Origin of the sequence: Microbulbifer mangrovi (genome assembly GCF_002009015.1) — a bacterium.
GTDB classification, from domain to species: Bacteria; Pseudomonadota; Gammaproteobacteria; order Pseudomonadales; family Cellvibrionaceae; genus Microbulbifer; species Microbulbifer mangrovi.
On the sequence record NZ_LZDE01000301.1, the window covers coordinates 1 to 13,588 of the forward strand.

7 protein-coding genes and 1 pseudogene are annotated in these 13,588 nt (G+C 55.9%); 4 read left to right on the top strand and 4 right to left on the bottom strand.

What is annotated here, in order from left to right; all coding sequences use genetic code 11:
• Together B4U49_RS19100 and B4U49_RS19360 are read left to right on the top strand one after the other, a co-directional pair.
• Positions 1–1,797: TonB-dependent receptor (locus B4U49_RS19100; RefSeq protein WP_078084225.1), on the top strand; the 1,797-nt coding region annotated here is incomplete at its 5' end.
• Between the two features lie 104 nt (positions 1,798–1,901).
• Positions 1,902–2,879: an NAD(P)H-quinone oxidoreductase gene (locus B4U49_RS19360; RefSeq protein ID WP_078084227.1), complete on the top strand. Its 978-nt coding sequence runs from the start codon at positions 1,902–1,904 to the stop codon at positions 2,877–2,879.
• A gap of 241 nt (positions 2,880–3,120) precedes the next feature.
• Here the strand turns inward: B4U49_RS19360 and B4U49_RS08855 are convergent.
• The 3 genes and pseudogenes from B4U49_RS08855 to xseA form a co-directional block, all read right to left on the bottom strand.
• Positions 3,121–5,118 (bottom strand): annotated as a pseudogene (locus B4U49_RS08855) (MltF family protein); the annotation flags it as partial.
• Positions 5,119–5,203: 85 nt separating this feature from the next.
• The gene (locus B4U49_RS08860) at positions 5,204–7,507 is read right to left on the bottom strand and encodes a transporter substrate-binding domain-containing protein (protein WP_078084231.1); all 2,304 of its coding nucleotides are present in this window, start codon (positions 7,505–7,507) and stop codon (positions 5,204–5,206) included.
• 75 nt (positions 7,508–7,582) lie between these two features.
• The gene (xseA, locus tag B4U49_RS08865; protein WP_078084253.1) at positions 7,583–8,965 is read right to left on the bottom strand and encodes an exodeoxyribonuclease VII large subunit; all 1,383 of its coding nucleotides are present in this window, start codon (positions 8,963–8,965) and stop codon (positions 7,583–7,585) included.
• A 160-nt stretch (positions 8,966–9,125) separates the two neighbouring features.
• On the opposite strand from xseA, the gene guaB reads away from it, so the two are divergent.
• Positions 9,126–10,610: an IMP dehydrogenase gene (guaB, locus tag B4U49_RS08870; protein ID WP_078084232.1), complete on the top strand. Its 1,485-nt coding sequence runs from the start codon at positions 9,126–9,128 to the stop codon at positions 10,608–10,610.
• Positions 10,611–10,733: 123 nt separating this feature from the next.
• Positions 10,734–12,311, top strand: a complete 1,578-nt coding sequence (gene guaA, locus B4U49_RS08875) for a glutamine-hydrolyzing GMP synthase (RefSeq protein ID WP_078084234.1) — start codon at positions 10,734–10,736, stop codon at positions 12,309–12,311.
• A 194-nt stretch (positions 12,312–12,505) separates the two neighbouring features.
• On the opposite strand, the gene B4U49_RS08880 is transcribed toward guaA, so the two are convergent.
• A complete protein-coding gene (locus tag B4U49_RS08880; RefSeq protein ID WP_078084236.1) occupies positions 12,506–13,537 on the bottom strand; it encodes a tetratricopeptide repeat protein in 1,032 nt (343 codons plus the stop codon).
• Positions 13,538–13,588: the final 51 nt, after the last annotated feature.

The window sequence follows — 13,588 nt, forward strand, 5'->3', positions numbered from 1 at the left end:
GAAGTACTGCGCGGCCCCCAGGGGCTCCTGTTTGGGCGCAACGTGACTGGCGGTGCGGTGGTGGTGAAGACTGCCAAGCCGACCGAAGAATTCATGAGCAAGGTGCGGTTCTCCACCACTGCACAGCAGGAAACCAATCTCGCCGGTACCGTCTCCGGGCAGATCAGTGACAAGGTCAACGGCCGCCTGACTGCCTATTACAGCGATGACAAAGGCTGGTTTGAAAACAAGGCAAATGGCAACGACAACCTGGGTGCGTCTACCACCTGGTTTGTGCGCCCGAGTTTTACCGTGGATATTGGTGAGTCGGCCGACCTGATCGTGCGTCTCGAGTCTGGCCATGTTGATGCCGACGGCCCGATTGGACAGAACCGCGGAGATTTCTCTCAGGCAATCGCGGCCTCGGTCGGTGTTACCGACTGGGACAACAGCGAGAACTCCTTTGAGGTGGCGATTGACAATGAAGGTTGGGCGGAAACCGACTGGAACCAGGCTATCGCCGAGTACAACCAGGATGTGGCTTTCGGTAACGGTACTATCACCAATATTCTTGCATGGCGCGATTACGAAACTGCAGGCGAGGGGGATATCGACTCCCTGCCGGTACACCTGTTCCATTCCTACAGCCTGATCGATCAGGATCAGCTGAGTAATGAACTGCGTTACTCCGGTCGCTTTGGTAACACCTCTGTGACCAGCGGCGTCTACTGGTTTACCCAGGACCTGAAATATATTGAAGAGCGCAACCTGTTAGGCGGCGCCCTGGTGATGGCTGGTGGCGGTGTGCAGGACCATACGGCCAAGGGGGTATTCACCCAAGCGGATATTGACCTGAATGAATCCTGGGTGCTGACCCTGGGTGGGCGCTACTCCAGCGAGGAGAAGTCTGCGGATATTGCCTCCATCATCCCGGGCAATGGTTGTGATCGGGACGCTTGTCCTGCCTACGACTTCAGTGACACTGAATCGTGGAGTGCGTTTACCCCGAAACTGGGTATGCAGTGGTTGCTGAGCGATTCTGCCCAGGCCTACGCGGTATGGACCAAAGGTTTCCGCAGCGGCGGTTACAACATGCGCAATACCGCCTTCGGCGAATCTCCGGGGCCGACCGACCAGGAAGAGCAGAACAGCTTTGAGATCGGTGCCAAAACCCAGTGGTTGGGTGGCCGTGTGAAAACCAATATGGCCGTTTTCCACAACACCATCGACGATATGCAGCGTGAAGTTAACCTGCCCAGCGAGACCGCCGGTGTAGCCCAGCTGATCCGCAATACCGCGAATGCAACTATCCGTGGTGCTGAATTCGAAATGATGGCCGGTTTGACCGACTCACTGTTGATGACCATGAACCTGGGTTATGTAGATGGTGAGTACGACGATATCTGGCTGGATCTCACTGGCGACGGTGTCGTAGATGGTGCGGATTACGATCTGGAGATTCCGCGCCTGGCGCCCTGGACCTACGGCGTTGGCCTGGTGCACGATCTGCAGCTGGGCAGCTGGGGTGCGCTGACCTCCCGCATTAACTACAACCACCGTGACGCCTCTGCCTACACCGACAACAATGCCGGCATGCTGAGTGAAGTGGAAATGGTGGACTTCAGCATTGGTTTTACCCCGGATTCCGGCAGCTACCGCCTGGCGTTGTTTGGCAAGAACATGCTGGATGAAGTCAGTGAGGGTAACGACACCCAGTTGCCTGGCATGCTTGGCCCGGTAACCCTGGGGCCGAACTCTACCTTTACTCCGATCAATCGCGGTCGCATCGTGGGCATTGAGCTCAATTACGACATCTGATTTTCCTCGACTCCTTTCAGTCTTATCACTTGCCCGGCCTTGTGCCGGGCTTTTTTTGTTGTGGGAATCCGCTAAAGTCTCTTCTCAGGATAAGGAGATGACACATGCGATTTATTGATCTGCCGGAACACGGTGGCCCTGAAAAACTGGTGGTTACTGAGGGGGACAAACCCACTCCAGAGGCGGGAGAAGTATTGATCCGCGTGGCCGCTGCTGGTGTCAATCGCCCGGATATTGTTCAGCGCGCGGGTTTTTACCCGCCCCCGCCCGGTGCCTCGCCGATTCTCGGGTTGGAGGTGGCGGGCGAGGTTGCCGCGGTAGGCCCGGGCGTTGAACGCTATGTTGTTGGCGACAGGGTTTGCGCACTGACCAATGGTGGCGGATACGCGGAATACGCGCTGGCACCGGAGGGGCAGTGCTTGCCTGCGCCCAAAGGGCTGACCATGGTGGAGGCTGCGGCATTGCCGGAAACGTTTTTCACTGTATGGAGTAACTTGATCCATCGCGCGAATTTGACTGCAGGTGAGACCCTGTTGATCCACGGCGGCTCTTCCGGCATCGGCACGACGGCAATTCAGCTGGCCCATGCGATGGGGGTGAAAGTGCTCACCACCGCCGGTAGCGATGAAAAATGCCGTGCCTGCGCGCAACTGGGGGCTGACCTGGCAATCAATTACCGGGAAGAGGATTTTGTCGAGGCCTTGCAGCAGGCCACTGATGGTCACGGTGCCGACGTCATTCTGGATATGGTTGGCGGAGACTATGTGGACCGGAACATCCGCGCGGCGGCTAAAGACGGTCGCATCGTCAATATCGCTTTTCTTGGTGGGGCGAAGGTCGAGGTCAATATGCTGCCAGTAATGCTGAAGCGGCTAACGCTTACCGGCTCGACCCTGCGCCCGCAGCCGCCGGAGGTGAAAGCAGCAATCGCCCGCGACCTGGAAGCGCAGGTATGGCCATTGATCGAGGCGGGCAAAATTCGCCCACTGATTGCTGCCACTTTTGCACTGGAAGACGTGGCGGACGCACATCGGTTGATGGAGTCGAGTAATCATATTGGCAAGATCGTACTGACGCCATGAATGTTGTTGGGCGCTTTCTTGGATCTTGCGCTCCCCGATGCGCGAGGTCACCGGTAGCGACTGTGGTATAGGCCTGATAAAGCTTGCTGATCTTGCGCACGTAAGCCACCGGTTCCGATCCTCGAACATAGCCGTAGCGGGCCTTTTCAAAGTAGCGCGGTTCAGAGAGCTTGAGCATGGCTACCTCGACATTATCGAACCATTTTTTGGGGTCGAGACCGATTTTTTCCGCGAGACGTTGGGCATCCAGCAGGTGGCCGAGCCCGGCATTGTAGGATGCGAGTGTGAACCAGAGCTGTTCACTGACAGGCAGGGGGTCCTTAAAGCGATTGCGCACCCACTCCATATATTTAGTGCCGGCCTTAACGTTCTTCTCCGGGTCGAACAATGGGGGTGGGTACCCCATATCTTCCCCGGTGCGCGGCATGACCTGTAATAAGCCCTGGGCTCCGACAGGGGATACCGCCTTGGGGTTGAAGTTACTTTCCTGCCACATTTGCGCCACGATCAAGCGCCAGTCAAAGTTACGTTCAAGTGCCGCCGCCTGGACTATTTTGTCGTATGGCGACAGCTCTTCACCGGGGATCACCCGCGCGGAGATTTTCTGCACAAGGTGCTTGTCCGGTTCAAAATAGGCTACGCGCAATTGATCAAACTCCTTGCTGCGGCTAAAGCGCCGGATAAATCGGTCAACGTGTCGTAACAGGTCTCTGTTCCCCTGCTTGATCATCCACCCTTGTTGTTGGCCTTCACTAACCTGTAGGCCGATAAGCAGTTCTGGCCGCAGCGCTGCTTGAATATCGGCAATGTAGCCATCTTCGATGGTGGCCTCGAACTCTCCCTCGGCGACCTTGTTCAGCACCTCTTCAAACGACATTTCGGCAGGGGCTACCTGGATATTTACATCAACACCGTGCTCACGCAGTGTATGGGCGGTCTGAATAAAAGAGGAGTAGGCTCGCAGCGTAATGGTACGGCCCTTGAGGTCGGCGAGCGTTTCAATCTTGGGCAAGTTTCGATTGCTGATGATTTTCTCGGTAGTTTCGAGGAATGGACTGCTGAAGGTCACCCCTCGATCGATACGCTCCTGGGTTATTGTGGTTGAAGCGCCGGCGATATCGGCTCGGCCATCGACCACCCAGTCTACAAGGTCATCTTCATTGGGGACGACGACCACTTGCAGCTGCAGCTTGTGCTTGTCTGCAAATGCCTTTGCCATGTCGTAGTCAAAGCCGCGCAACACACCTTTCCACAGGTAGTAGCTCGTGGGGCCGTTATAGGTCGCGAAGCGCAGCACACCCGATTTCTTGATCGCATACCAGTGCGATGTCCGCTCTGGAACGGCGGTTACCAGAGTTCTGGTGAGAAAGCTGTTGATACGGTTTTTCAGGCGGACGGCATCCTTGCGCATTGCCCAGGCAATATTCTCCGGGGTGCCCACGGTAGCACCGAGCTTCAGGTCGTCACGGTACTGTAATGTCTCTTCTGCCAGGTTTTTGTGCAAAATGGTAACCGCGTTGTCCACTTCAGATACCATGTCAAACAGCGTGTCTCGTTCGCCAGTCAGATATACCTCCCGAACCGACAGGTTGGCATCGGGGTATTTGGCAACGAGTTCGTGAGCCTGTTGGGCGTAAGTACTGCCTGCAAGGACAATAAACTCTGTACCAACAAGGTTTTTCACGTCGCTGATATCGGGGCCATTTTTACCCGATACCAAAACGTCAGATGTTTGTAAGATTGGAATACTGAATCCTGCGATGTCCTGGCGCTCCGGCGTGATGCTCATGTTTTCCGCGACGATATCTGCTTCGCCATTGCTCACCATCTTCAGGGCCTGTTCAGGCGTCTCTGCGATATACCAGCGTGTGGGAAGGCGTAGTCTCTTGGCAAAGTCCTCCGCCATTTGTGTGTGTGTCTGGTTGACGATTGCTTCGCGGGGCAGAATGGGTTGATTGTCACCGGTCATGCTGACGAAGCGAATCAAACCCCGTTTTTTAATGGCTTCGAGGTCGCCCAGTTCGACATAGTTTTCGATTGCAGAATCGTCTTTTGTGTCCGTCTGATTTGATTTGCGGTCACCGACAGGCGATTCGTCAACATTTTGTGTGGTTGCCGTTGAGTCTGATACCGACTCGTTACGGTCACATGCGGTAAACCCGAGCGTGAGCAGGAGTACGCACAGAAGAGTTGCGTATCGCTTGAGCCAAGATGTACATGCCGTGGTAATTATTTCCATAGCTATGCCCGTAGACCTTCATATTCTCCATCATAAGGTCGCAGCGGCTAAATCAGCTGTTTTGCAACTGTGAAGCCGCTGACGGTCACGGTGGAGATGTGATACCCGTATCCGCTCCATTGGTCATGAAAGGGAGCTGAGGTCGGTAGTGCCGGGAAATACTCTGCGTATTGATTTCTGTATACGCGCGATACAGTGTGCTGATATTGCGCACATACTGCACCGGCTCTGCGCCTCGTGCGTAACCATAGCGGGCCTTGTTGAAATAGCGTGGCTCGGATAGTTTGAGCATGGCTTTTTCTACATTATCGAACCAGACATTGCGATCCAGACCCAGTTTTTCTGCCAGTCGCTGGGCGTCGTATACGTGTCCGATACCCGCATTGTAGGCCGCGAGAGAAAACCATAGCTGGTTCTTCTGGTCGACTTCTGCATCAAAGCGCTCCCGCAACCAGTTCATATATTTCACGCCCGCATTGACCCCGCGTTTTGGGTCGAACAGGGGCGGAGGGTAACCCATTTCCTCGGCGGTTCTGGGCATGACCTGCAGCAGCCCCTGCGCGCCAACTGGTGATTCAGCTTCCGGGTTGAAGCTGCTTTCCTGCCACATTTGTGCGACGACCAAAAGCCAGTCGAACTCGAATTTATTGGCCGCTTTTTTCACAAGGTCGTCGTATGGTGAAATTTTTTGCCCTGGCCTGACTTGTGTTTCAAGCTTTTTGCTAAAGCGCTTGTCGGGTTCAAAGTAGGTGTTGACTTGTACCGCGTACGCATCGGTTTTGCGATATTTCTCAATGAACTTGTTGAGGTTCTCGAGTAGCTTTCTATTTCCATCGTTGACCATCCAGCCTTGTGGTCTTGGTTCAGTAACGACGACCCCGGCGGAGACAGTGTCGCGGAGCGAAGCGGCAATTTTGGCTGCGCCGGTATCTACGATGGTGGCTTCTACCTCACCATCAGCTACCATATTGCCTAGCTGGGCGTAGCTGATCTCGGGGGCGGCTATTTTGATTGTCAAATCGATCCCGCTTTTCTTTAGCGATTGGGCGGTTTCAATAAATGAAGAGAATGCGCGCAAAGTTAGAGTCCGTCCGTTGAGGTCCTGCAGTGTTTCAATTTTTGGCGTTTTATTGTTGCTGAGAATCCGCTCAGACATCTCCAGATAGGGAACCGTGAACTCAACGCCTTGCTGTTTGCGCTCTTGAGTAATGGTGGTGGTGGCCCCCGCAATATCCCCTTTGCCCGCTTTGAGCCAGTCAATCAGGTTTTCTTCGAACGGGACAACGATGACTTGTAGTTCCAGGTCATGTTCATTGGCGAATTTCAGGGCGAGGTCGTAGTCAAACCCCATCAGCGCACCCTGCCACATGAAATAGCTGGTAGGCCCATTGTAGGTGAGCAGCCTTAGTACGCGGGATTCTTTGATACTTTTCCAGTCCGAGGTGGTTCTGTCGGGTGCGGAAACCAGCTTTCTGGTGAGAAAATCATTCAGCTTTTGTTTGAGCGCTTGGGCGTCCTTGCGTACTGCCCAGGTCACGTCCTGTGTCTCACTGACCGAGGCACCTTTCTGAATATCCTGGCGATATTTCAGTGCATTCTCCAGCATGTTGCTGTCGATGATGGTCACCAAATCCTTGTTCTGGTTGAGCCTGTCAAACAGGCTATCCAGGTTGTCCGTTTTTCGGATCTTCCAAAGTTTCACATCTAGATTGGGGATTTTTTCTTGGAGTTCGCGGGCTGTATTGACATATGTACTGCCTTCTAGAACAGACAGGGTGCGGCCCTTCAGATCACTGACATTTTCTATTCCTGCGCTATTTTCGCCAGCCATGAGTACCTGATGAGAGGTGATCATGGTGATCGATAGGTTGAAATTTTTCTCTCGCTCTTCCGTGCGCGTCAGGTTGCCCGCGAGCACATCAGCTTTACCTTCGCGCAAGAGGGCCAGTGCATTCTCGGGTGTGTCTGTTTGAATCCAGTGGGGCTCGAGGCCGAGGCGATCTGCCAGCTCCATGGCCAGGTCGAAGTGGCGCTGGGTGATGACTGCGGATCTGGGTAGCATGTCATCTTCATCTGCAGCCAAACCAACAAAGCGGATGATGCCGTGTTTTTTCAGTGCTTTGAGATCGCCGGTTTCCGTATAATTTTGGAAACTGTAATCGCGGCTCTTGGATCTTCGGGGTGTTTTTTTGACGTTCGTTGACTCCGCTGAGGTCTGTCCATTGGTTGGGGCATCAGCAGAAGTCCGCTCCTTGTCACTGCGATCACACCCGCCAACGAGCAGAACCAGCAAAGTGCAACTGGCGATGATTACCCGCCGGATGTAACTGCGAATGTTGGTGCGTAGTATGTAGCTGGGCAGATTGCAGAATCGCTGAGGCGTACCCATACCGCTCTCCGTGGGTAGAAGACAGCCCGGATTCTAGTGTGGTGAAAGTTGGATTGGTCCCTGCGGTAAATGCCGTTATTTATGTACCGCCGAGTCAGTCACTGTGTCCGTAATTGCGGTGAACTCGCCATGTGCCAGGCGTGCGCGGATACGCTGCCCGGGCTTTACCTGTCTGGCATCCCGCAATACGCGTTGCTGTTCGTCCTGAATAATGGCGTAGCCGCGGTCCAGAACGCCCAGTGGGCTCACACTGTGCAGAAGCTGCGCTGCGTGTGCGGACAGTTCTCGTTTATGTTGGAGCAGGCGCGAGATGGCTTTTTGCAGACGGTTATCCATTTGCCGCAGGGCGGTGGATTCCTGAGCCAACCGCTGTGCCGGGTGGGCGAGGGAAAATGCGCGTTCGCTCTGCTGCAGGCGTTGCCGGGCGTGGGCTAGCCGCTGACGAATGGATGCGCGCAATTGTATTTCCAGGTGGTCCAGACGCTGGGCGCGATTCTGTAACTGTTCCCGCGGGTGGCGGATGCGGTTGCCGACCAATTGCACCTGCTGGTTGAGATGGCGTAGCTGCAAGGTCATGGCCCGGTGCAGCCGATTGCCGGCACTGGTCACTTCTTCCATCAGCGCAGCTGCATTGGCGCTGGCGAGCTCGGCGGCGGCCGAAGGTGTGGGTGCACGGACATCTGCTACCAGGTCGGCAATAGTGGTGTCGGTCTCGTGCCCGACCGCGGAGATGGTGGGAATTGGGCAAGCGGCCAGGGCGCGTGCGACGACTTCCTCGTTGAATGCCCACAGGTCTTCCAGCGAGCCACCGCCACGCCCGACGATCAACAGATCGTGTCTTTGTAGCTGGCCGGCAAGCGCGATGGCGCGTGCTATCTGCTGGGCCGCGCCCTGGCCCTGGACTGCCACCGGTATTAGCTCGATGCGTGCCGCAGGGTAGCGGCGCCCGAGCACGTGGATCATGTCGCGCACTGCGGCGCCGGTAGGTGAGGTGATGATGCCAATGGTGGCGGGTAGGTAGGGGAGGGGTTTCTTCCGCTCCGGGTCGAACAGTCCCTCCGCCTGCAGCTTTGCCTTAAGCATCTCCAGCTGGCGCATCAGGGCGCCAAATCCCGCTTCTTCGAGATGCTCAATGATTAGCTGGAACTCGCCGCGGCCCTCGTACAGGCTGACCCGGGCCCGCGCCAGCACTTCCCGCCCATTACCGGGCTGGAAACGCACACTGCGGTTGCGGCCACGGAACATGGCACAGCGCACCTGGGCACGGGCGTCCTTGAGGGTGAAATACCAGTGCCCGGAGCTGGGGGCGGCGAAGTTGGATATCTCCCCCCCAATCCACAGCAGTGGCACACTACCTTCCAGAAGGTGTTTGACCTCCCGGTTCAGCTCGCTGACAGACATCACGGGGCGGCCGTCGGTGGGCAGAGTATTGGCTACGCTGGGCGGAGTGTTTGGCATTTCGGTCTCAGGTCGTTCGAATTGGGCGGCCAATATTGCAAGGATGCCCGCCGAGGTAAAGAGATTTGCCATTCCGGATGAAATAGGCTTTTGTTTCCGGGGGCGTTGCGGCTATAATCGCGCCGATACCCAATCCCGCTCCCTAGAGGTTTGAGTGTCCATGTCTGAATCTCTGCGTATAGCACGCGAAGCCCTCACTTTCGACGACGTCCTACTTGTGCCCGGTTATTCCGAGGTCACGGCCAAAGACGTTTCCCTGAAGACAAAACTGTCTCGAAATATCACCCTGAATATCCCGCTGGTATCTGCCGCGATGGATACCGTGACCGAGTCGCGCCTGGCCATTGCCCTGGCTCAGGAAGGCGGTATCGGCATCATCCACAAGAGCATGTCCATTGAGGAACAAGCGCTTGCGGTGCGCGCGGTGAAGAAATTTGAAGCCGGTGTAGTAAAGGATCCGATCACCATCGAGTCCGACGCCACCGTGCGTGAACTGATTGCCCTCACCACCCACCATAATATTTCCGGTGTGCCGGTTATGGAGAAGGGTGATCTGGTCGGTATCGTCACCAGCCGCGACGTGCGCTTCCAGACCAACCTGGATATCCCGGTGGCGCAGATCATGACCTCGAAAGAGCGTCTGGTTACCTGTAAAGAAGGCGCTGCACCGGAGATGGTGCGCGAACTGCTGCACAAGCATCGCATTGAGAAAGTGCTGGTGGTCAACGACAAGCTTGAGTTGAAAGGCCTGATCACCGTTAAGGATTACAACAAGGCGGAGCAGTACCCCAACTCCTGTAAAGACAGCGACGGTCGCCTGCGCGTAGGTGCCTCTGTGGGAACCAGCCCGGATACCGATGACCGTGTGGCGGCGCTGGTTGAAGCGGGCGTTGACGTACTCGTGGTAGACACTGCGCACGGCCACAGTAAAAACGTGATCGACCGTGTTCGCCGTATCAAGGAAATGCACCCGCAGGTGGATGTGATCGGTGGCAACATCGCCACTGGTGAAGCCGCAACAGCACTGATGGAAGCCGGTGCGGATGCGGTGAAAGTCGGTATTGGTCCCGGTTCTATCTGTACCACGCGTATCGTCACGGGTATCGGGGTGCCACAGATTTCTGCCATCGCGGAAGTGGCCAAGGCTCTGGAAGGTACCGGCGTACCGCTGATCGCCGACGGCGGCATCCGCTTCTCCGGTGATATTTCCAAGGCCATTGTGGCCGGCGCCTACTCGGTGATGATGGGCTCCATGCTCGCGGGTACCGAAGAGGCGCCCGGTGAAGTGGAGCTATATCAAGGTCGTACCTATAAGTCCTACCGCGGTATGGGCTCCCTCGGCGCGATGTCGCGTACCCAGGGTTCTTCCGACCGCTATTTCCAGGACGCGAGCAAAGGCGCGGAAAAGCTGGTGCCGGAAGGTATCGAAGGGCGCGTGCCTTACAAGGGGCCGATTTCCGTCATCGTGCACCAGATGATGGGCGGTCTGCGCTCCGCCATGGGTTATACCGGCAGTGTCGATATGGACACCATGCGTAGCCGTCCGCAGTTTGTGCGGGTGACTGCAGCTGGCATGGGTGAGTCTCACGTACATGACGTGCAGATCACCAAGGAAGCGCCAAACTACCCGGTTGGCGGGCGTTAATAGCCGCGCCTGAGAAATTAGGCCCCGTCAGGGGCAATCAAAAACAGAAGTGCACTTTCAAGTGAACCGCAAACGGACCTCTCAGGGTCCGTTTGCCGTTTATAAAACTGGTACGAGTAAGCCATGAGCCAAGATATCCATTCCAGCCGAATTCTGATCCTCGACTTCGGTTCCCAGTACACCCAGTTGATCGCCCGTCGTGTGCGCGAACTGGGTGTGTTCTCCGAGATCCGTGCGTTCGATATGAGCGACGAGGAAATCCGCGAGTACAACCCCCAGGGCATCATCCTTGCCGGCGGCCCGGAATCTGTGCCGGAAGAGGGGTCCCCACGGGCCCCCAAGGCTGTATTTGAGCTGGGCGTGCCGGTGCTGGGGATCTGTTACGGTATGCAGACCATGGCGCACCAGTTGGGCGGCGCGGTGCAGGGCAGTGATGTGCGCGAGTTCGGCTACGCGCAAGTAAAGGTGGAAGGTCAGTCCGCGCTGCTGCACGACATCAGCGATCACCTCGACGATAGCGGCAGTGCACTGCTGGACGTATGGATGAGCCACGGCGATAAAGTCGTGAAAATGCCAGAAGGTTTCGAACTGATGGCCTCCACGCCGTCGTGCCCGATTGCCGGTATGTACAATGCGGAGAAAAATTTCTTCGGTGTACAGTTCCACCCGGAAGTCACCCACACCCTGCAGGGCACCCGGATTTACGAGCACTTTGTGATCGAGCTGTGTGGCTGCGAGAAACTGTGGACCCCGGCCAATATTATTGAAGATTCCATCGCCAAGGTGCGTGACCAGGTTGGCGATTCCAAGGTGCTGCTGGGGCTCTCCGGCGGTGTTGACAGCTCTGTGGTGGCGGCGTTGTTACACAAGGCCATCGGCGACCAGCTGACCTGTGTGTTTGTCGACAATGGCCTGTTGCGCAAGAATGAAGGCGACCAGGTGATGCAAATGTTTGCCGACAACATGGGCGTCAAGGTCATTCGTTCGGATGCGGAAGAGGAATTCCTTTCTCGCCTGGCCGGCGTGGATGAGCCGGAAGCCAAGCGCAAGATCATCGGTAATACCTTTATCGAAATCTTCGACAAGGAAGCGGCCGAGCTGAAAGACGTGAAGTTCCTGGCTCAAGGCACCATTTATCCCGACGTGATCGAATCTGCGGCCGCCAAGACCGGCAAGGCGCATGTGATCAAGTCCCACCACAATGTGGGTGGCCTGCCCGAGGATATGGCGTTCGAGCTGGTCGAACCCCTGCGTGAACTGTTCAAGGACGAAGTGCGCAAGATTGGTCTGGAGCTGGGGCTGCCTTACGACATGGTTTACCGCCACCCGTTCCCGGGGCCGGGCCTGGGTGTGCGTATCCTCGGTGAGGTGAAAAAAGAGTACGCGGATATTCTGCGCGAAGCGGACGCCATCTTTATCGAAGAACTGCACAACGCAGACTGGTATCACAAGACCAGCCAGGCGTTTGTGGTATTCCTGCCGGTTAAGTCTGTTGGTGTGGTGGGTGATGGTCGTCGCTATGAATACGTGGTGGCGCTGCGTGCCGTGGAAACCGTCGACTTCATGACCGCTCGCTGGGCGCATCTGCCTTACGAGCTGATTGAGAAGGTTTCCAACCGGATCATCAATGAGATCGAAAACATTTCGCGTGTGGCCTACGACGTATCCAGCAAGCCACCAGCCACCATTGAGTGGGAATAATCAGGTAAAAGCTACCTTTGGTGGCGGCTGACAGCCAGCTCAAAAACCCGGCACTATTGCCGGGTTTTTTGTTTTTGCTAGGGTGGGTATCAGGCGCCTTAATGGTGATACAGGTGAAGCTTCATTCTCCTGCGGTCACGGTCTATGTGCATTACCACTGCCGAAGCCTGTGGTTATATTGACTCTTTTCCACCTTAGGGCGCTGACAAAGCTCGCAGGTTCTGCAGCACCTTTTCCGCACGTGCGATATTTGCCTGCAGTTCGAGATTGTTAGGATCCAGAAGTCGTGCATCGCGCCATATATTTAGTGCACGCTCGATATTGCCCTGGCTGTAAAGGTCATTACCCCGTTTTATGGCAGCATCGACCCGGCTGTTTAACTGAGTCTGGAATTGCCTTTGCATGGATGGTAGTTGGGGATGTTGCGGAGACTGTTCCTGTATACGGTCTAACTGGTTCCGAGCACTGATAAGATCGCCAGAGGTCAGAGCTTTTTCCAGGTCGGCAATGCGGATCTGCAGGTCTTTTTTCTCAGTCGCCTGTTGCTTGGGATCTTTTTTCTGCGAGGCAATGGCCGTTTTTCGCTGACGCTGGCGAAGAGCCTGGTTGGCGCGGGCCAGATTGCGATCGAGGATTTCCCGTTGGCTATCGTCCTGCTGGAGATCGTCCCCGTACAGGCCCCTGGCAATCGTCAGTGCGTGTTGCGCGAGAGAGTAGTCCTGCCTAGCGAGAGCCTGTTCGGCGTGCTCTTGCAGCGCCTCTGCAGACGCGCGACGCTTGCGTTGAAAATTCTTCAGCTCCAGCCAAGTCAGCACGCCGGGCCCCTTGAGCTGTCGTAAGCGTTGATAGGCTTCGGTATCTTTCAGCAACTGCTCACCGCGGTGTATCTCCAGTTCCATGCGCACACGGGCCTCCCGCGAGTGACGTCGCTCGGCCAATTGCTGGCGTGCGCTTTGTAGAGCTTGACTGGTAGGTAGTATTCGGGCCGCCCCATTTAGAACCTGTTCGGCGTTATGCCAGTCATCGTGCTTTTCCAGATCGTTGGCGGTGCGGATTGCTTTGCGTTCAAACTGTTGCAGGTCGGTGCGCAACTGTTGAATGAGTCGCTGCTGGGTTGGTGTTTTGGTTTTGAGTGTCTGCAGCCGATCTAAATTTGCAGACTGTTCTCGGGCCAGGTACACGGCCTCGGGTGAGAAACCCTCCAGAGTCTGTTGTTGTGTTGGCATCACGCTGCAACTGGGCAGCAGTGGCAATAACAGAAAGCAAAATAACGCTAA

Bases quoted from the DNA above. Each gene is read 5' to 3' on its own strand.
- B4U49_RS19360 (WP_078084227.1), top strand. From the start codon at position 1,902: ATGCGATTTATTGATCTGCCGGAACACGGTGGCCCTGAAAAACTGGTG.
- B4U49_RS08860 (WP_078084231.1), bottom strand. From the start codon at position 7,507: ATGGGTACGCCTCAGCGATTCTGCAATCTGCCCAGCTACATACTACGC.
- xseA (WP_078084253.1), bottom strand. From the start codon at position 8,965: ATGCCAAACACTCCGCCCAGCGTAGCCAATACTCTGCCCACCGACGGC.
- guaB (WP_078084232.1), top strand. From the start codon at position 9,126: ATGTCTGAATCTCTGCGTATAGCACGCGAAGCCCTCACTTTCGACGAC.
- guaA (WP_078084234.1), top strand. From the start codon at position 10,734: ATGAGCCAAGATATCCATTCCAGCCGAATTCTGATCCTCGACTTCGGT.
- B4U49_RS08880 (WP_078084236.1), bottom strand. From the start codon at position 13,537: ATGCCAACACAACAACAGACTCTGGAGGGTTTCTCACCCGAGGCCGTG.